16 protein-coding genes are annotated in these 17,419 nt (G+C 73.1%); 3 read left to right on the forward strand and 13 right to left on the reverse strand.

The window, feature by feature from the left end:
* Positions 1-92 precede the first annotated feature (92 nt).
* The 9 genes from D458_RS0109020 to D458_RS0109060 all read right to left on the reverse strand — a co-directional run bounded on the left by D458_RS0109020 (position 93) and on the right by D458_RS0109060 (position 8,742).
* Complete coding sequence (locus D458_RS0109020) at positions 93-752, reverse strand: class I SAM-dependent methyltransferase (protein ID WP_017586407.1); 660 nt, start codon at positions 750-752, stop codon at positions 93-95.
* A gap of 29 nt (positions 753-781) precedes the next feature.
* Positions 782-1,144 carry a fluoride efflux transporter CrcB gene (crcB, locus tag D458_RS0109025; RefSeq protein WP_017586408.1) on the reverse strand — a complete coding sequence of 121 codons (363 nt, stop codon included), beginning with the start codon at positions 1,142-1,144 and terminating at the stop codon, positions 782-784.
* Positions 1,141-1,566: a fluoride efflux transporter FluC gene (locus D458_RS0109030; RefSeq protein WP_017586409.1), complete on the reverse strand. Its 426-nt coding sequence runs from the start codon at positions 1,564-1,566 to the stop codon at positions 1,141-1,143. Before D458_RS0109030 ends, crcB begins: the two co-directional genes overlap by 4 nt.
* Positions 1,567-1,663: 97 nt before the next feature.
* The gene (locus tag D458_RS0109035; protein ID WP_017586410.1) at positions 1,664-2,407 is read right to left on the reverse strand and encodes an SDR family oxidoreductase; all 744 of its coding nucleotides are present in this window, start codon (positions 2,405-2,407) and stop codon (positions 1,664-1,666) included.
* A gap of 131 nt (positions 2,408-2,538) precedes the next feature.
* Positions 2,539-3,225 (reverse strand): GNAT family N-acetyltransferase, encoded by a 687-nt coding sequence (locus D458_RS0109040; protein WP_017586411.1) that lies wholly within the window; start codon positions 3,223-3,225, stop codon positions 2,539-2,541.
* A 221-nt stretch (positions 3,226-3,446) separates the two neighbouring features.
* A complete protein-coding gene (locus D458_RS0109045) occupies positions 3,447-4,310 on the reverse strand; it encodes an ATP-binding cassette domain-containing protein (RefSeq protein ID WP_017586412.1) in 864 nt (287 codons plus the stop codon).
* The gene (locus D458_RS0109050; protein ID WP_204366894.1) at positions 4,307-6,211 is read right to left on the reverse strand and encodes a dipeptide/oligopeptide/nickel ABC transporter permease/ATP-binding protein; all 1,905 of its coding nucleotides are present in this window, start codon (positions 6,209-6,211) and stop codon (positions 4,307-4,309) included. Before D458_RS0109050 ends, D458_RS0109045 begins: the two co-directional genes overlap by 4 nt.
* Positions 6,208-7,206, reverse strand: a complete 999-nt coding sequence (locus tag D458_RS0109055; protein ID WP_017586414.1) for an ABC transporter permease — start codon at positions 7,204-7,206, stop codon at positions 6,208-6,210. Before D458_RS0109055 ends, D458_RS0109050 begins: the two co-directional genes overlap by 4 nt.
* Before the next feature lie 9 nt (positions 7,207-7,215).
* On the reverse strand, positions 7,216-8,742 hold the full coding sequence (locus D458_RS0109060) for an ABC transporter substrate-binding protein (protein ID WP_152521094.1): 1,527 nt from the start codon (positions 8,740-8,742) through the stop codon (positions 7,216-7,218).
* A gap of 140 nt (positions 8,743-8,882) precedes the next feature.
* Between D458_RS0109060 and D458_RS0109065 the strand changes: the two genes are divergently transcribed.
* The gene (locus tag D458_RS0109065) at positions 8,883-9,902 is read left to right on the forward strand and encodes an Lrp/AsnC family transcriptional regulator (RefSeq protein ID WP_160168046.1); all 1,020 of its coding nucleotides are present in this window, start codon (positions 8,883-8,885) and stop codon (positions 9,900-9,902) included.
* Between the two features lie 96 nt (positions 9,903-9,998).
* On the opposite strand, the gene D458_RS0109070 is transcribed toward D458_RS0109065, so the two are convergent.
* Entirely contained in the window at positions 9,999-11,273 is a 1,275-nt protein-coding gene (locus D458_RS0109070; RefSeq protein ID WP_017586417.1) for an amidohydrolase, read from the reverse strand.
* 286 nt (positions 11,274-11,559) lie between these two features.
* A complete protein-coding gene (locus tag D458_RS0109075) occupies positions 11,560-13,446 on the reverse strand; it encodes an ABC transporter ATP-binding protein (RefSeq protein WP_051049635.1) in 1,887 nt (628 codons plus the stop codon).
* Between the two features lie 159 nt (positions 13,447-13,605).
* Here D458_RS0109075 and D458_RS0109080 point away from each other — a divergent pair, with 159 nt between their 5' ends.
* Positions 13,606-14,445 (forward strand): alpha/beta fold hydrolase, encoded by an 840-nt coding sequence (locus tag D458_RS0109080; RefSeq protein ID WP_017586419.1) that lies wholly within the window; start codon positions 13,606-13,608, stop codon positions 14,443-14,445.
* Positions 14,446-14,498: 53 nt separating this feature from the next.
* Here the strand turns inward: D458_RS0109080 and D458_RS37895 are convergent, their stop codons facing one another.
* Positions 14,499-15,479, reverse strand: a complete 981-nt coding sequence (locus tag D458_RS37895) for an EamA family transporter (RefSeq protein ID WP_083936284.1) — start codon at positions 15,477-15,479, stop codon at positions 14,499-14,501.
* 69 nt (positions 15,480-15,548) lie between these two features.
* On the opposite strand from D458_RS37895, the gene D458_RS0109090 reads away from it, so the two are divergent.
* Entirely contained in the window at positions 15,549-16,406 is an 858-nt protein-coding gene (locus D458_RS0109090; protein WP_017586421.1) for a LysR family transcriptional regulator, read from the forward strand.
* Positions 16,407-16,464: 58 nt separating this feature from the next.
* On the opposite strand, the gene D458_RS0109095 is transcribed toward D458_RS0109090, so the two are convergent.
* Complete coding sequence (locus D458_RS0109095) at positions 16,465-17,328, reverse strand: P1 family peptidase (RefSeq protein ID WP_152521095.1); 864 nt, start codon at positions 17,326-17,328, stop codon at positions 16,465-16,467.
* Positions 17,329-17,419 lie beyond the last annotated feature (91 nt).

Below are 17,419 nucleotides of genomic sequence, written 5' to 3' on the forward strand. Positions count from 1 at the left end.
GCGGAGGTGCCCTGTCGGCCGCCTCCGCCACCCAAGGTGCCCCGGCGGCCGGGGGTGCGGCAAAGTTTGTTGCGGGAACGGCAAAATCTGGTTCAGGCGGGGCGGTCGTAGACCAGGGTGTGACGCCAGAAGAGGCGTCGGCGCACGCGCGCTCCGGGCAGCTCCCGGGTGGCCGCGGCGCGGACGCGGGCGAGGGTCTGGGTCGGTTCCGCGGTGGGGGCGCGCATGTGCGGTGGCGGTCCGGTGGCCGGGGCCGGGTGACGCAACAGGCCCACGAGCGGGTTGAGCAGGAGTGAGACCAGGCCGGTCAGGTGGTCGGCCGGCCCCTCGTCGCGGTGGCAGCCGACGACCACCAGGCGCCCGCCGGGGGCCAGGGCCTCGCGCAGTTCGCGCAGGGTCGGTTCCAGGGGCAGGTGGTGCAGCACGGCCACCAGGGTGATGGCCTCCCAGCGCCGGGAATGGTCGCGGTCCTCGAAGCGCACCCGGGTGATGGTGACCCCGGGGGTGTGCGCGAAGCGGGCAGCAGCGATCGCGGCGGTGTCCGGATCGGGTTCCAGGCCCTCGACCGAACCCACTCGGCGGTGCAGGAGGGCGACCAGGTTCCCGGTGCCGCACCCGACATCGAGGACCTCGCGCGCCCCGCCGGCCGCGACCCGGCGCACCACCCAGGGGGCGAGCCGGTCGTTGTGGCTCCAGGGATGACGCTGGTTGAACCGGTCCAGTCGGCGGATCAGGGGTGTCAGCGGGGACATGCGGACCAGAGTAGTGAGGCGCTGGCGGCTCAGCCGAACAGGAGAGCCGTCACGGTCAGGCCCAGCCACGCCGAACCCAGGCCCAGGCACAGGTTCGCCAGCACGTACAGCAGCGCCCGGCCGCGGGAACCGGCTCGGGTGAGCTGGACCGTCTCGTAGGCGAACGTGGAGTAGGTGGTCAGGGCGCCGCACAGGCCGGTTCCCAGGAGCGCCGTCGCCCCGGGGGACAGGGGAAGCGCCATCAGTGCCCCCAGGATCAGGCTGCCCACCGTGTTGACCAGCAGGGTTGCCCAGGGAAAGGCCGCCCCCAACCGGTGCTTGAGCTCCAGGTCCACGAGGAAGCGGACGGGGGCTCCCACGGCCGCGCCCAGGGCGACCAGCAGTGCGCTCACGGTTGCCCCCGTCCGCCGTGGGACAGGACGCGGTGGGCCAGGGACGAGGCGGCCCAGGCCGCGGTGAGCGCTCCGGCCAGGGTGAGCGCGAGGTAGGCGAGCGCGATCTGGGGCGCGCCCCGCTCCAGTGCGGTCACCGTGTCCATGGCGTAGGCGGAGAAGGTGGTGTAGCCGCCCAGGAAACCCGCACCCCAGAAGGGCCGCACCCAACGGGTCTCGGGTCGGCGGTGGGCGATCAGCTCCATGAGCAGGCCGATCAGCAGGCTGCCGCTGATGTTGACCGCGAGGATCGTCCAGGAGACCCCGGAGGCGGAGGGCGGCCAGAGCGTGTCCAGGCCGAAGCGGGTCAGGGCGCCCAGGGCCCCGCCCGCGGACACGGCGGCGACCAGGGGCCACAGGGCGTCCCGTGCGGAGGAAGGCATGGGCCCATTCTCCACCGGGGAGGCACCGAACCGTAGATGAAGGCGCCTCTGCCCTGCGGGAAAGACCCCTGGCCGCCCGGTGCGGGCGGGGGCGGGCTCACCGCTGTCCCATCCCGGGGCGCAGGTGGAGTTCGGTGATCTGGGCGTCGCGCGGCAACTCCAGGGCGTTGACGACGGCGCGGGCCAGTGTGGCGGGCTGGATGCACGCCGCGGGGTCGTAGTCGCGCCCGAAGGCGCCGCGGACCTCGCGCAGCAGTTCGGTCGCGGTCCCCCCGGGGTGGACGCTGGTCACCCGGACCCCGTGCGGCCCCTCCTCCTCGCGCAGGGAGCCCGCCAGCTCGCTCAGTCCCGCCTTGCTCGCGGCGAAGGCCGACCAGAGCGGCACCGCGCGCAGGCCGGGGGAGGCGTTGACCAGGACCACGTGCCCGGCGCTGGCGCGCAGGGCGGGCAGCAGCAGGCGGGTGAGTTCGGCGGCCGAGATCAAGTTGACCGCCAGCACCTCCTGCCACAGGCTCACCGGGGAGTCCTCCACCGAGGCGACCGGGGAGATCCCGGCGCAGTGCACGAACGCGTCCACGTCCCCGATGCCGGCCACGGACTCGGCCAGACTCGCGGGGTGGCGCAGGTCGGCCTGTACCGTGTGAACCCGCGGACGTCCGCTGGAGAGCCCGGCGAGGCGTTCGGGGTCACGGCCCAGTGCCGCCACCGCCCACCCGCGCCCCACCAGGGCGTCCACCAGAGCCGTGCCGATCCCGCCTGTCGCTCCGCTCACCAGGACCGTGCCGCGCACCGGGTCCGTGTCGTTCGCCGGGGGTGTTTCGTGTGCCTCGTTCGCTGTCATGGCGGGGATCCTGACACGGCCACCGCGTGCGGGGCCCCGGATTTACCGGTGCCGCGCCGCCCTCGGGTCGTGTCGCGGTCTTTCTCGACATCGCCGGAAACCGCTGGGACCTGCTCGGTTGACCGGACCCGTCAGGCCCGGGGCGGTTCGTGCCGTGGCAGGCGGGCCGGTGTGAGGGGGCAGACCACCTCCCAACCCAGGTGTTCGTACAGGCCCCGGCCTTCCTCGGTGGCCACCAGCAGGCCCGTGTACACGCCCTGGGCCCGGGCCGTGCGGCCCAGGGCGTTCATGAGCGCCCGCGCCAGGCCGGCGCGGCGGTGCTCGGGCTCGGTGACCACCTGGTCGAAGACGGCCGTGCCCTCGTAGGTGGCCATCAGCGCGCCGGCCGCGCCGGCGCCCTCCGCGGTGAGAGCGCGGGCCACGTAGGAAGAGCCCCGGCGGGAGACCCTGGCGGTGTAGGGGGCCGGTACCGGAACCGGGACCGGTGAGAGTTCGACGGTCATGAGGTACTCGGTGTCCTCCACCCGCCACCTGGGGTCCAGGGCGGCGACGGTCTCCTCGCGCGGCCCGCACACCTTCAACCAGCTGTCCGGGGCGGACAGGGAACGGGACAGCCAGGCCGCGTGGCGGGCGTCGGGCAGCACGTGCCGGACCCGGTGGCCGCGGACACCGACGTCGAGGCGGTGGCCGTGGGGCACGCGCACGGGGGCTGGTGTGTCGCGGGTCAGGGCCCAGCCGTGGACCCAGCGACCGATCAGGTGATGGGTGCGGGAGGGGTGGAGGGGAGGGAGGGAAGGGCGTTCAGCGCTCTTGGCCATGGCCCCATCCTCACCATCGAACCCGCCCTCTTGTCCACCCCCGCCGGACGCGGCCGTCCCCCGGTGCGGCGCCACCTGGGGAGGGACACCGAACGGCTTCCTGTTCCGCAGGGGGCGGGCCCTTCCCTCAAGCGGTGACCGCCCTGCCGGGTCGCTGTGCAGGGACCTCTCGCCAAGGGCCCCTCGCGGGGGCGGGGCTTTCGGGGAGGACGGGCTCCGCCTCAGCCGCCCGGCACCACCCGGTGCGGAGTGAGGGGTTCGGCCGCGGCTTCGGAGGGGCGCGGTAGTTCCCGGCCGTCCGGGACGCTGTCCAGGAGCAGCCGGGTGTAGGGGTGGGCGGGGGTCTGGCCCAGGACCTCGTGCACCTCTCCCTGCTCCACCACGCGCCCCAGGTAGAGCACGGCGACGTCGTCGCTGATCAGGCGCACCACACTCAGGTCGTGGGAGATGAACAGCATCGTCAGGTCGAGTTCCGCGCGCAGGTCGCCCAGCACGTTGAGGACCTCGGCCTGGACCGAACAGTCCAGGGCGGAGGTGATCTCGTCGGCGATCACCACGCGGGGGCGGGCGGCCAGTGCCCGGGCCACGGCGATGCGCTGGCGCTGGCCTCCGGAGAACGCGTGCGGATGGCGGTCCGCCGCGTCGGGGTCCAGTGCCACGAGCCCCAGCCAGCGCTCGACCTCGGCCCGGTGCCTGCGCAGCGACGCGCGGCGCGGATCAACTGCCTCGGCGATGGCCGCCCCGACGGTCATCCGGGGATTCAGTGACGCGTAGGGGTCCTGGGGGATGAGCTGGACCGAGCGTCTGAGCGCGGCCACCTCCCTGCGGCTCGCCGAGGCGAGGTCGCGGCCCTCGTGCAGGACCCGTCCGGCGGAGGGCCGCAGCAGGCCCACCAGGGCGCGGGCCAGGGTCGACTTGCCCGACCCCGACTCGCCGACCAGCCCGAGGGTGCGCCCCTGCCGCAGTTCGAGGTCGACCGAGCGCAGGACCGGGGCCGGTCCCGAACGGGAACCGTAGCCCACGGTGACGCCCTCGGCTCGGAGCAGGGCGGGGCGGGCGGTCCGGTCGGACTCCGTGGTGGTCATCGTGCGTCCTTCGGAACGTCGTCGTGCGGGGAGGTGACCGGCGCGAAGCACGCGGCCGTGCCCGTCCCGGTCCCGACCGGCGCGGGAACCGAGTCGCGGCACAGGTCCAGGGCGTGTGAGCACCGGGGCGCGAAGGCGCACCCCGCCGGGCGCATGCCGGGACGGGGTGGGCGCCCCGGGATGGTGGCCAGGCGTTCGGGCGGTGCCCCGCGGCCGGCCGGGGCCAGTGCCAGGGCGGCGGCGGGGGTCGCGCCGATCAGGGCACGGGTGTAGGGGTGAGCCGCCTCCCCTTCGCGGAGCGCCGACGTGTCGAGGGACTCCACGATGCGGCCCGAGTACATCACCAGGGCCCGGTCGCACACCGAGGAGACGACCGCGATGTCGTGCGAGATCAGCAGGACGGCCGTCTGCCCGCCGCGTCCGGCCTCCCTCAGCAGGCGCAGGACGTCGGCCTGGACCGTCACGTCCAGTGCCGTGGTGGGCTCGTCGGCGATGATCAGCTTCGGCGAGGCGGCCAGTGCCGCGGCGATCATGGCGCGCTGGCGCATCCCACCGGACAGCTGGTGGGGGTAGTTGCGCATGAGCGCGTCGGGGTCGGCCACGCGCATGCCGACCAGGCTGCGCCGTACCCGCTCGTGCGCCTCCTCCGGTGTGGCCCGCGCATGGGTGCGCAGGACCTCGGTGAGCTGGGTGCCCATGCGCAGTGCGGGGTTGAGCGAGGACAGGGGGTCCTGGAAGACCACGCCCAGGTCCAGGGCCAGCCGTTGCGCCTCGGGGTGTCCGCGCAGGTCGAGCTCGCCCAGGCGCATCACCTCGGCGTCGGAGCGCAGACCGACGGGGAGCAGCCGCGCCACCGCCATCGCGGTGAGCGTCTTGCCGGAGCCGGACTCCCCGACCACTCCGACGATCTCCCCGGGACCGACGTCGAAGGAGACTCCGTCGACGAGCCGGGTCCCGGAGGCGTCGCACACCGTCAGCGAACGCACGCCGAGCACTCCCGCTCCGTGGTCCGCTCCCGCGTCCGCGGCGGGCGCAGGGGTTCCGTCCGTGGAGCGGGCGAGGGCGCGGGCGCCGGACGAGCGCGTGTCGGCGCCGGCCGCGACGGCATCGCCCACCAGCCCGGCACAGGTCCCGGTGAGGACGATGGCCAGGGCCGGCCCCAGGGCCTGGCTGGGGTTGGTGTGCAGTTCCCGGAGCCCTTCGGAGAGCAGTGATCCCCAGTCGAAGTGGGGCGGCTGTGCGCCCAGGCCGAGGAAGGACAGGCCGGACAGGGTCACGAGGATGGTGCCGAAGGCCACCGAGACCAGGATCAGCAGCGGTTCGGCCATGTTGGGCAGCATGTGCCTGAGGAACAGGCGGTGCCGGGGCACGCCGAGCATGCGGGCGCTGGTGACGTAGTCCCGCGCGGCGACCGAACCGGCGAGGTTGGCGGTGAGCCGGGCGAAGGCCGGGCTGCCCGCCACGCCGACCGCGAGGACCGACGCCGTGGGTCCGGGGCCGACCACCGCGGCCACCAGGAGCGCGAGGATCAGGGCGGGGTAGGAGACCAGGACGTCGATGATCCGCAGCCCGGCGGTCCGCACGCGCGGTCCGCTCAGCCAGATCGTCCCGCCCAGCAGCAGGCCGATACTCGCGGCCAGAGCGGTGGCCAGGGCGGTCGTCTGCAGGGTGAGCCGGGTGGCGGTGAGCGTGCGTGCCAGCACGTCGCGTCCCAGCGCGTCGGTGCCCAGCCAGTGTTGGCTCCCGGGTGTGGCCCGGGTGCTGTCGCTGAGCTGCGCGGCCTGGTCGCCCCAGACCCAGGGACCCAGGACGGCCAGAGCCAGGACGGCCAGCAGGCCCGCTGTGCCCACGGCGAGTCCGGGCCTTCGGACAGGATTCGGGGTGCGTGGGGGAGAGGTCACGACGAACTCGCCTCCTCGGTCTTTCCGGTGAGTGTGCGGGGGTCGAGTACGCCGAGGCAGACGTCGACCAGGAGGTTGATGAGGGCGGCCATGAGCCCGATCACCAGGACGATGCCCTGGATGACGGGGAAGTCGCGGACGAGGATCGCCTGCACGACCCGGCTCCCGAGCCCGGGCCAGGCGAAGACCGACTCCACGATCACGGTGCCGCCCATCAGCCCGGCCAGGAGCAGACCTCCCATCGTCAGGGTCGAGGTCAGCAGGTTCGGCAGCGTGTGCCGCGCGTACAGGGCCCAAGCGCCCAGGCGCTTGGCGCGGGCCGTGCGGAGGTAGTCCTCCTCCAGCACGACGGCGGCCTCCCTCCGGACGATGCGGGCCAGCGCCGCCGCGGGCGACAGCGCGATCGCCGCCACGGGTAGCAGGAGCGACGCCGGTGTGGCGGCGCCCGCGGCCGGCAGCCAGCCCAGGGTGACGGCGAACAGCAGGACCAGGAGCGTGCCCGCGATGTACTCGGGGGTGCAGCCGACGACGGAGGCCGTGGTGGTGAACGCCGTGTCCAGGGGGCGGCGGCGCCCGCCGCGGCACGCCACGGCCACCGCGACGCCCAGCGGGACCGCGACCAGCAGTGCGCCCAGCACCGAGAACACGGCCAGTTGCGCGGTGAAGGGCAGCCGCGTGGCGATCACCTGCGAGACCGCCTCACCGGTCTGGAAGGAAGTGCCGAGGTCACCGGTGAGCAGGCCGCCGACGTAGGAGGCGAACTGCTCGGCCAGGGGCCGGTCCAGTCCCAGGGAGGCGCGCATCGCCTCGACCTCCTCGGGAGAGGCGTCGACGCTGATCGCCGCGCGGGCGGGGTCCCCGGGTACGAGTTGCAGGATCAGGAAGGTGGCGGTGACCAGGACGGCGAGGACGGCTGCGAGTCCGAGGAGGCGGCGCAGGAGGAAGCGGGCCCAGAGCCGGCCGGTCCCGGTGCGTGCGGTGGGAAGGGGGGACATCGGCCGGCCTCAGTCCGTGATCCGCAGGGTGGAGATCTCGACACCGGTGGGGAAGGCCGTCGCGCTCACGTGCTCGGCCATCACCCAGCTGACGTCCACCGAGGACAGCGGGATCGCGTGGTGTCCCTCCAACATCGCCCGTTGCGCGTCCTGCCACGCGGCGCACTGGTCCTCGGCGTCCACCGACGACATCGCGCTCTGAAAGCCCTCGGTCAGTCCGGGGCTGTCCACCGCGCCGAAGTTGCGGCCGTCCGGTGGCGGCGGCCCGGCGAGCAGGGACATCGTGGGGGTGAGGGTGCCGCTGGGGTTCAGGGCGGCCATCACCGTGACGTCCCAGTCGCCCTCGGCGCCCAGGACCTCGGACCCCCAGGTGGCGTTGTCCACGTTGCGCAGGTCGATCCGCGCGCCGGCTTCGGCGAGCGCGGCGCGCACGTACTCGTTGCCGGTCCCGCCGGCGATCGCGTTCGTCCCGACCAGGTTCATCTCCACGCCGTCGAGGGCTCGGGCGGCGGTGTCGGGGTCGGTCTCCGCCAGCAGCGAGGCGTCGTCCAGGGCGCACCGGAAGTCCGCGGAGACCACGGTGTTGAGCAGGGTTCCGGCCTCGCTGGTGACGGCGTTGCGGAAGGCCTCCCGGTCCACGCTCCGGGCGACCGCCTCCCTCACCCGCGGGTCGGCGCCGGGCCTGCCCTCGCGTTCGTTGAAGACCAGGAACATGAACACCGTCGGTCGGGAGACGACGGTGTACTCCTCGGGGTCGAAGCGGGCGCTGTCGGCGCCGGTGAAGGCGGCGTAGTCGATCTGGCCGGTCTCCATCTGGTTGGCGACGGTGCCCTCGTTCTCGATCACCTGGAAGGTGACGGTCTCGGGGAAGGAGCCCTGGGCGCCGAAGTCCGGTGCCCAGTCGTAGTCCTCGCGCAGGGAGTAGGTGTACTCCGAACCCCGCTGGGAGTCGGTGAGGGTGTAGGCCCCCGTTCCCGGGGCCCGGCCCGAGGCCAGTTCCTCGGGGTCGGTGCTGCACGGGATTCCGGCCTGTGCGGAGGACAGCCCCGGCAGAAGGCCCGACCAGGGGCTCTCCAACGTCACGGTGACGGTTCCCGCGTCGGTGTCGGAGGAGATCTCGGGCTCCCCGGCTCCGAAGACGTTGCCGGCGACGGGCGATCCGGTCTCGGGGGAGGCCAGGTACTCCAACGCGGCTGCCACGGTGTCGGCGTCCAGGTCCGTCCCGTCGGAGCACAGGAGGCCGTCCCTGAGGGTGAACACGACCTCGGTGGGGCTCTCCTCCCACGACGCCGCCAGTCCTGGGACCGTCTCCCCTTCGGGGTCCATGCGGACCAGGGTGTCGTGGGCCAGGCGTGCGAACTGGTAGTCGGCGGCGACGTTTCCCCGCGCGGGATCGAAGGATGTGGCGTCCGCCGTGACGGCGACGCGTACGCGGGACGTGTCGGCTGCGCCCTCCGGAGCGGTGGTGCAGGACGTGAGGGCCGCGGTGGCCAGAACCACGCCGACCGCCGTCCATCTGCGCCTGAGTCGAGTCACGATGCCTCCTGTGTGGAATGCCCCCGCCTTGTACTGCGCGTCCGGCCCCAGGTGGGGAGGACGGACCCCAGCATGGCCACGGTCACTGGGTAGGGTGCTTTTATTCACGAAAAGGTCATATCGGGTTCGACACTGCACGGATGGGCCGAATGGACGAGCTGGACCTCATGATGATCAACGCCATGCAGCTCTCCCCGCGTGCGCCGTGGACCGAGCTGGCCGAGCCCCTCGGCGTGGACGCGTCCACGCTCTCGCGCCGGTGGGCGCAGCTCACGGCGGGGGGATCGGCGTGGATCACCTGTTATGTGGGGCCCTCGCAACTGTCGTGGGGAGGAATGGCGCTCGTGGAGATCGGCTGCGCGGCCGGCCAGGCCGAGGAGGCGGCCAGACGGATCGCCCGCTGTCCGCACGCGGTGAGCGTGGAGATCACCAGCGGGAGCCGGGACCTGCTGGTGACCGTGGCGGCGGTCACCCAGCAGGCGGTGACCGCCGTCGTCCTCGATGTCCTGCCCCGCGTCTTCGGCGTGCAGTGGGTGCGGACCACGATGATCGTGCGCATGGCGCGCGACGCCGGCTCCTGGCGCCTGGACAGCCTCGACCCGGGACAGCGCAGGAGCATCGGCGAGGAGCAGCCGGAGACGAACGGGCAGCCGCCCTCCCTGACACCGCACCGCGAGCTCATCCTCGCCCTGGGGGAGGACGGACGGATGCCCTACTCCGAGCTCTCCCACCGGACCGGGGTCCCCTCCAGCACCCTGCGGCGCAGGATCCCGGACCTGGTGCGGTCGGGGCGGATGACCATCCGGTGCGACACGGCGGCGCCCGAGGCCGGCTGGCCCGTACACGTGTCACTGTGGCTGGACGTACCGGTGGGGCGGATCGGCGACGTGTGCGCCGGGCTGGCCGCGATGCCGGAGACGAGGATGTCGGCCCACGTGGCCGGTGGGGCGTCGGTGATCGCGATCGTCTGGCTGCACCGCCTGGAGGACCTCGCCGACTGGGAGCACCGGGTCGCCTCCGCCCACCCCGAGGTCAGCGTCGTGGACCGGGCGGTCAGCCTGCGCTCGGTCAAACGGACGGGGCGGTTGCTGAACGGGGCCGGCCGCGCCGTCGGCCACGTCCCCATGGACTTCTGGGCGGACCCGGCCCCCGATGTCTAGGACGTGCCCCGTGGGAGCCGCCCGAGGCCGAAACACCGCCCGGGCCACGGTCGGGCGGTCGGCCGCACCACGACCCGGCAGCCGGACGTGCGGACGCTAGCCGGTCGGTGCCAGGCAGGACAGGGCCGCGACCGTCATCGCGGCCACCCCGGTGTCGAGCGTGGGCCGGAGCACGGGCGCGAACCGGGGCGAGTGGTTGGCGGGGATGTCGCGGTCCACGGAGCCGTCCCGGTAGGCGCGCAGGAACTCCTCGGGCTCCCAACCTCCCAGCCACCAGTAGTAGAGGGGCGCTCCGGCGGCGTCGGCGAGATGCTGCACGTCCTCGCTGCCGGTGACGGGGGCCATCTCGTGTACCCGCTCCTCTCCCAGCCGGGACCGCAGAGCGGCGTTGACCCTCTCCATCAACGCGGCGTCGTTGCGGGAGACGGGGAAGGCGCCCGTATGGCGCACGTCCGGGTGCCGAGGGGCTCCGGCGGCGTCGGACTCCGCCCTCGCGATGCGCTCGACCGAGGCCAGGACCCGTTCGCGCACGGCCGGATCGAAACTCCGCACGTTCAGCGCCACCTCGGCGGTCTCGGGGATGACGTTGGCCGCCTCGCCCGCCCTCAGGGAACCGACGCTCAGGACCGCCCGCTCCCGGGCGGCGATCTCCCGGGAGACGACCATCTGCACGCGCTGGACGAAGGCCGCGGCCGTCAGGACCGGATCGTTGGCGGCCTCCGGGCGCGAGCCGTGCCCGCCCACACCGTGGAAGGTGATGCGCACCTCGTCGGAAGCGGCCATGAACTCGCCCGGGCAGTAGGCGGCGTGCCCGGCCGCGAGGGGGGAGACGTGCTGGGCCAGCACGGCGTCCGGACGCGGCACCCGGTCGTAGAGCCCGTCCTCCACCATGGCGCGGGCGCCCGCCCCGAGTTCCTCCGCCGGCTGGAACAGCGCCACCACCGTCCCCGACCAGTGCTCCCGCGACCGCGCCAGCAACCGCACCGCCCCGACCAGGCACGCCACGTGGACGTCGTGGCCGCAGGCGTGCATCACCGGGACCCCGCGGCCCTCGCGCACCCCGGTGGCGTCCGCGGCCGCGTAGTCCAGACCGGTGTCCTCGGCCACGGGCAGGCCGTCCATGTCGGCGCGCAGGAGGACCACCGGGCCCTCGCCGTTGCGCAGCAGCCCGACCACACCAGTGCCCCCCACACCCTCGTGCACCTCGTAGCCGCACTCGCGCAGGCTCCTCGCGGCGACACCCGCGGTTCGGACCTCCTGGAAGCCCAGTTCGGGGTGGCGGTGCAGGTCCTTGTACATCTCCTCCACGTCGGGGGACAGTTCGGGCAGCGGCGCCAGGACCTTCTCCGCCGCGGGCAGTGCGCTCTCCATGCAGGTCTCCTCGGGGTGGGGTGATTGGGGAGCGCTCATTGTGTCCCCGGCCCGGAGCCGCCACCTGCCGCACGCACTGATCCGCCGCCGCCCGCACCCCGGCCGCACGTGTGCGCCACCGGCAACACCGCAAGCGGGTCGCGGCCCTCCGCACCCGGCGTGGGGCCGGATGAGGGGGACCGCGACCTGTGACCGCCCCGTGGTGCAGCAGTCGCGTGCGCGAACCGGCGCGGACGAGCCGATCGGTCGACCCCGACCGTTCACGACCCGGTAGTGGAGTGAGGAGCTAGACGGACGTGGCCGGTTCCGGGTCCCCGCCGGCGAACTGGGTCCGGTGGAGTTCGGCGTAGCGCCCGTCCCGGGCCAGCAGTTCGGTGTGGGTGCCCCGCTCCACGATCCGCCCGGCCTCGACCACGAGGATGGCGTCGGCGGCGCGGACGGTGGACAGGCGGTGGGCGATGACCAGGGCGGTCCGCCCCTCCAGGGCTTCGGCCAGAGCGGCCTGGACGGCGGCCTCGGAGGTGGAGTCCAGGGCTGAGGTGGCCTCGTCGAGGATGACCACCTCGGGGCCGGCCAGGAGCAGGCGGGCGATGGTCAGCCGCTGGCGTTCGCCGCCGGAGAAGCGGTATCCGCGTTCGCCGACCACCGTGTCCAGGCCGTCGGGCAGGTCGGCGACCAGGGAGTCCAGGCGGGCACGGCGCAGGGCGTCCCAGATCTGTCCGTCGGTGGCCTCGGGTGCGCCCAGGCGCAGGTTGGCGCGGATGGACTCGTGGAACAGGTGGCCGTCCTGGGTGACCATGCCCAGGGTGGCGCGGATGGAGTCGAAGGTGAGGTCGCGCACGTCCGTGCCGGCGAGTCGGACGGTGCCCTCGTCCACGTCGTACAGGCGCGGGGTGAGCTGGGCGATGGTGGACTTGCCCGCCCCGGAGGAACCGACCAGGGCCACGGTCTGGCCGGGTTCGACGCGGAAGGACACCTCGTGCAGGACGGGGCCGTGTTCGGTGGTGTCCAGGACGGCGACCTCCTCCAGTGAGGCCAGGGAGACCTTGTCCGCGTTGGGGTAGGCGAAGGTGACGCCGTCGAACTCCAGGGACACCGGCCCGGCGGGGACCGGACGCGCGTCCGGCTTCTCGTCCACCAGCGGCTTGAGGTCGAGGACCTCGAACACCCTGCTGAAACTCACCAGGGCGCTCATCACCTCCACGCGGGCACTGGCCAGGGCGGTCAGCGGCGCGTACAGGCGGGTGAGGAGCATGCCCATGGCCACGACGGTTCCGGCGTCGAGCTGACCGCTCAGGGCGTAGAAGCCGCCGAGCCCGTAGACCAGGGCGAGGGCGAGGGCGGAGACCAGGGTCAGGGCGGTGAAGAACACCTCCTGGACCATGGCGGTGCGCACACCGATGTCGCGGACGCGGCTGGCGCGGCGGGCGAATTCAGCGGATTCCTCGTCGGGGCGGCCGAAGAGCTTGACCAGGGTGGCGCCGGGCGCGGAGAAGCGCTCGGTCATCTGGGTGCCCATGGCCGCGTTGTGGACGGTGCGCTCGCGTTCGATCTTCGCCAGCCGGGCGCCCATGCGGCGGGCGGGCAGGACGAAGACGGGCAGGAGCAGGAGCGCGATCAGGGTGATCTGCCAGGACAGGGTCACCATGACGACCAGGGCCAGGAGCAGGGTGACGAGGTTGCTCATCACCCCGGACAGGACGTCGCTGAAGGCGCGCTGGGCACCGATGACGTCGTTGTTGAGCCGACTGACCAGGGCCCCGGTGCGGGTGCGGGTGAAGAAGGCGATCGGCATGCGTTGGACGTGGTCGTAGACGGTGGTGCGCAGGTCCAGGATGAGCCCTTCGCCGATCCTGGCGGACAGCCATCGCACGATCAGGGACAGGCCCGCCTCGGCCACCGCGACCAGGGCGATGATCCCGGCCAGGAAGAGGATGGGGTCGAGCGCGGACCCGTCGACGATGGCGTTGACGACCTCACCGGCCAGGAGGGGTGAGGCCACGGCCAGAGCGGCCATGAACACGCTCAGGGTGAGGAACCAGCCCAGTTGGCGGGAGTGCGGGCGGGCGAAGGAGGCGATCCTGCGCAGGATCGGAAGCGAGAAGGGGCGCTGGTCCTCTTGGGCGTGCATCGCGTGGTAGATCGAGTTCCACGCGGCCATTTCCATACTCATGGGTCGTCCACCGGTTCGTTGGGTTGGCTGTCCTGGAACCGTATGACCTCAACTAATGTTGAGGTCAAGTTCGTATGGTGAATCCCTCTTCATTCCTTTTGCTTCCCTTCCTCAGGGAAGGTTAGAGTACTTTCAGGAACTCTGAGGAGGATTTGAGTCATGAGTGCGATCTATCGAACCGAGGCCGCGGGGCAGCGGCTCCGGGAGCAGTACCGCCAGGGCCTCGCCCAGGCGCCGGTCCCGACCGGGCAACTGCACCTGCCCACCCGCGAGGGGGAGACCTTCGTGCTCGCCTGCGGCCCCGAGCAGGCCCCGCCGCTGGTCCTGCTGCACGGTTCGGGAGCCAACAGCAGCACCTGGTTCGCCGACCTGCCCGCCTGGTCCGAGCACTTCCGGGTGTACGCGGTGGACCTGGTCGGCGAACCCGGGCTGAGCGCACCCTCCCGCCCCGACCTGTCCACCGAGGCCGGCGCGCTGTGGCTGGACGACGTGTTCGAAGGGCTCGGTCTGGAGCGGGCCGCTGTGGCGGGGATGTCCCTGGGCGGCTGGACGGCGCTCGACTACGCGATCCGCAGGCCCGACCGGGTCACCCGCCTCGCCCTGGGCTGCCCCGCGGGGCTGGGAACCCAGCGCCGGTGGCGCATCCTGGGCGCGGGTCTGCTGACACTGTTCGGCCGCCGTGCCCGGGAGCGGTCGGTCAGGTTCCTGGTCGGCCTGGGCCCCTCCGAGGGCACGGCGCTGCTGGACGGGATCATGGAGGTCTTCGCCGAGTTCCGTCCGCGCACCGAGACCCTGCCGGTCTTCCCGGACGCGGCCCTGCGCTCCCTGCCCATGCCGGTACTGGTCACCGTGGGCGAGCGGGACCAGATGTTCGACTCCGCACAGACCGCACGGCGGGTACGCGAGTGCGTCCCGAACGCCCGGGTCAGGGTCCTGCCCGGGGTCGGTCACGCCCTCACGAGCCAGACCGGGCCGGTCCTGGAGTTCCTACGGGGATGAGAACCGCCCCGTCCCGCCCCGCGCCACCCGAGATCGGGCCCGGGGCGGGACGCTCAGTCCGGCTTCGCAGTGCTCCCCTCGCCCGTGCCCGCGCTGCCGGTGCCCACGCCGGCCGTACTCGCGCCAACCCTGCTGACCGTGCCCGCGCTGACCGCGTTGGCGGCGACGATCGCCAGGATCGCCGTCCCCTCCACCCATTGCGGGGTCTGGCCCAGCACCAGCCAGCCCGCCAGCGACGCCATCACCGGGTGCACGCTCATGAACAGCCCGAAGAAGCGGGCCGGTACCCGGCGCAGGGCGTACAGGTCACCCAGGAACGGAACCATCGAGGAGAGCACGCCCGCCACGGCCGCGCAGGCCACGGCCGCCATCGTGGGCGGGTTCAGGTACAGCGCGATGATCCCGACCGGTACGAACACCAGCGCGGAGACCCCCGCGGCCGCCGCCGAGCCCCCGATACCCGGCAGGCGGCGCCCCACGGTCCGGTTGAGCAGGATGTACCCGGCCCAGCAGGCCGCGGCGACCAGGGCCAGAGCGATCCCGAGGTAGTCGGTGGAGGGCTGCGGGCGCATCAGGACCGCCACCGCACCGCCCGCGACCAGGGCGCACGCCAGGTCGGTCCAGCGGCGTGAGGAGGCCAGGGCCACCGCGAGGGGGCCGAGGAACTCCAGGGTGACCGCCAGGGCCAGGCCGATACGGTCGATCGCCAGATACAGGGTCAGGTTCATCGACCCGAACACCACCGCCATCGACAGCACCGGCCACCACTGCCCCCAGGTGAACGAACGCAGCCGGGGCCGCCCCACCGCCATCAGCACCGCGCCCGCCACCCACTGGCGGATCGCGACCACCCCCGCCGGGCCGATCACCGGGAAGGCCAGGGCGCCGGTGGCCGCACCGACCTGGTTGGAGGTGCCGCCCAGCAGCATCACGGCCATGCCCCGCCAACGGCCCGAACCCGCGCTCGAAACCGCTCCCGCGTCGGCATCCGCGGCGGTGTGCCCGCCCTGACCGGTGTCGGTGGAAGTCCTCATGGGGGCGAGCATCCTCCGCCCCTCCACATACGCAAAATGCATACGAGTGAGCGTCTATACGCTGAAGTCATGGATCTCGAGCTCCGCCACCTGCGCTGCCTGGTCACGATCGTGGACACCGGAAGCTTCAGTGACGCCGCCCTCGAACTCGGGATCTCCCAGGCAGCGGTCTCCCGGACCCTGGCCGCCTTGGAGAGCATCCTCGGGGTGCGCCTGCTCCACCGCACCAGCCGCAACGTCACCCCCACCACGGCCGGGGTTCAGGTGCTGGCCCGCGCCCGCCACCTGCTGGCCGGGGCAGACAACCTGCTCAGCGAGGCCACCACCGGCCACACCCGGCTGCGGGTGGGGCATGCCTGGTCGGCGGTGGGCCGCCACACCGCCGAGTTCCAGCGCCGCTGGGCCGACCTGTATCCGGAGGTGGCCCTGCACCTGATCCGTACCAACACCCCCACCGGTGGCCTGGCCGAAGGCCTGTGCGACCTGGCGGTGGTGCGCGCGGCCTTCGACGGCAAACGCTTCGACAGCGCCGTGGTCGGCCACGAACGGAGGCACTGCGCGATGGCCTCCGACGACCCCTGGGCGCGGCGCCGCTCACTGCGTCTGGCCGAACTCTCCGGTCGGCTCCTGCTCTTCGACCGGCGCACCGGCACCACCACCGCCGACCTGTGGCCGGAGGGCACACGCCCGGCCATGGAGCACGTCAACGACATCGACGACTGGCTGGCGGAGATCGCCACCGGGCGGGCGGTCGGCATCACCCCGGAGAGCACCGCCACCCAGTACCGGCGCGACGGAATCGTCTTCCGCCCCCTGCGGGACGCCCCGCTCATCCCGGTACGGCTGGTCTGGCGGCGCCATGACCCGCATCCGGCCACACACGCCGCCGTCGCGCTGCTCTCGGAGCTCTACCGAAAGGGCCGCTGAGCGGAACGGGGACGGCCGACGGGCCCGGCGGCGCTCACGTCTCCCCGGCCCCGGCGGGTCACACCGAGCGGATCGCCTCGGCGACCGAGGCGAGGGCGAGCATCCGGACCGTGTCCACGTGCGCGTCGACGCGCCCGGTCGCGGCGGCGACGAAGCCGTCGCCGTCGAAGCGCGTGTGCGGTGGGGTCAGCGCCCTGGAGAGCCCGTCGTGGGCGCCCTGCGCCACGATCCGGCACCCGGCCTTGTCGAGGCGGGCGTTGGTGACGACGACCCCGATGGTCGTGTGGGCGCGCTCGGGTGCCAGTTCGAACGGCTCCGCCAAAGCGCGCACCGCGTCGAGCGAGATCTCACCGCGGCCGTCGTCGACGTCCCCGAACGCGTTGACCGCGCACAGCGCGCCGACCACCAGGTCACCCACACTGTGCTCGACGTAGCCGAGTCCGGCGTGCCGGCTGCCCCGGGGGCCCCGCCAGTGGCTGACGTAGGCGCCGGTCCCGGCGCCGACGCCTCCGGTGAGGACCTGTTCGCCCCGGGTGGCCCGGGCGGCCAGGTATCCGGACTCGCTCGTGGGCCGCACCCGGGGGTCGCCGACGCCGAGATCGAACAGCGCCATCGCCGGAACGATGGGGACGGGTCCGGCCGGGGTGCCCGCTCCGCGTCCCTGTTCCTCGTAGTAGCGCATGACGCCGTCGGCGGCGGCCAGGCCGAACGCCGATCCGCCGGTCAGCAGCACGGCGTCGACACGGGTCACGGTCTTGTCCGGGGCCAGCAGGTCCAGTTCACGTGAGGCGGGCGCGCCGCCGCGCACCTCGTAGGAGGCCACGGTCCCCTCGGGGAACTCGATCACGGTGCAGCCCGTCTTCGCCGCCTCGTCGGTCCAGTGTCCGACACGGACCCCGTCCACACCCATGCGCTGACCCATGCTCCCCAGGCTAGGGGCGCGGCGCCCGGTGGTGTGCGGCGGCTCCCCGACGAACCCTGGGGCCCTGTCACAGGCCCCGGTGCTCTCCTCG

Origin of the sequence: Nocardiopsis ganjiahuensis DSM 45031, from assembly GCF_000341085.1 — a bacterium.
In the GTDB taxonomy this organism is placed as follows: domain Bacteria; phylum Actinomycetota; class Actinomycetes; order Streptosporangiales; family Streptosporangiaceae; genus Nocardiopsis; species Nocardiopsis ganjiahuensis.

Excerpts from the sequence above, each read along its gene's own strand:
- D458_RS0109090 (WP_017586421.1), top strand. The coding sequence starts at position 15,549 with ATGGATCTCGAGCTCCGCCACCTGCGCTGCCTGGTCACGATCGTGGAC.
- D458_RS0109040 (WP_017586411.1), bottom strand. The coding sequence starts at position 3,225 with ATGGCCAAGAGCGCTGAACGCCCTTCCCTCCCTCCCCTCCACCCCTCC.
- D458_RS37895 (WP_083936284.1), bottom strand. The coding sequence starts at position 15,479 with ATGAGGACTTCCACCGACACCGGTCAGGGCGGGCACACCGCCGCGGAT.
- D458_RS0109080 (WP_017586419.1), top strand. The coding sequence starts at position 13,606 with ATGAGTGCGATCTATCGAACCGAGGCCGCGGGGCAGCGGCTCCGGGAG.
- D458_RS0109065 (WP_160168046.1), top strand. The coding sequence starts at position 8,883 with ATGGGCCGAATGGACGAGCTGGACCTCATGATGATCAACGCCATGCAG.
- D458_RS0109035 (WP_017586410.1), bottom strand. The coding sequence starts at position 2,407 with ATGACAGCGAACGAGGCACACGAAACACCCCCGGCGAACGACACGGAC.
- D458_RS0109070 (WP_017586417.1), bottom strand. The coding sequence starts at position 11,273 with ATGGAGAGCGCACTGCCCGCGGCGGAGAAGGTCCTGGCGCCGCTGCCC.
- D458_RS0109030 (WP_017586409.1), bottom strand. The coding sequence starts at position 1,566 with ATGCCTTCCTCCGCACGGGACGCCCTGTGGCCCCTGGTCGCCGCCGTG.
- D458_RS0109020 (WP_017586407.1), bottom strand. The coding sequence starts at position 752 with ATGTCCCCGCTGACACCCCTGATCCGCCGACTGGACCGGTTCAACCAG.
- D458_RS0109075 (WP_051049635.1), bottom strand. The coding sequence starts at position 13,446 with ATGAGTATGGAAATGGCCGCGTGGAACTCGATCTACCACGCGATGCAC.
- D458_RS0109055 (WP_017586414.1), bottom strand. The coding sequence starts at position 7,206 with ATGTCCCCCCTTCCCACCGCACGCACCGGGACCGGCCGGCTCTGGGCC.
- D458_RS0109045 (WP_017586412.1), bottom strand. The coding sequence starts at position 4,310 with ATGACCACCACGGAGTCCGACCGGACCGCCCGCCCCGCCCTGCTCCGA.
- D458_RS0109095 (WP_152521095.1), bottom strand. The coding sequence starts at position 17,328 with ATGGGTCAGCGCATGGGTGTGGACGGGGTCCGTGTCGGACACTGGACC.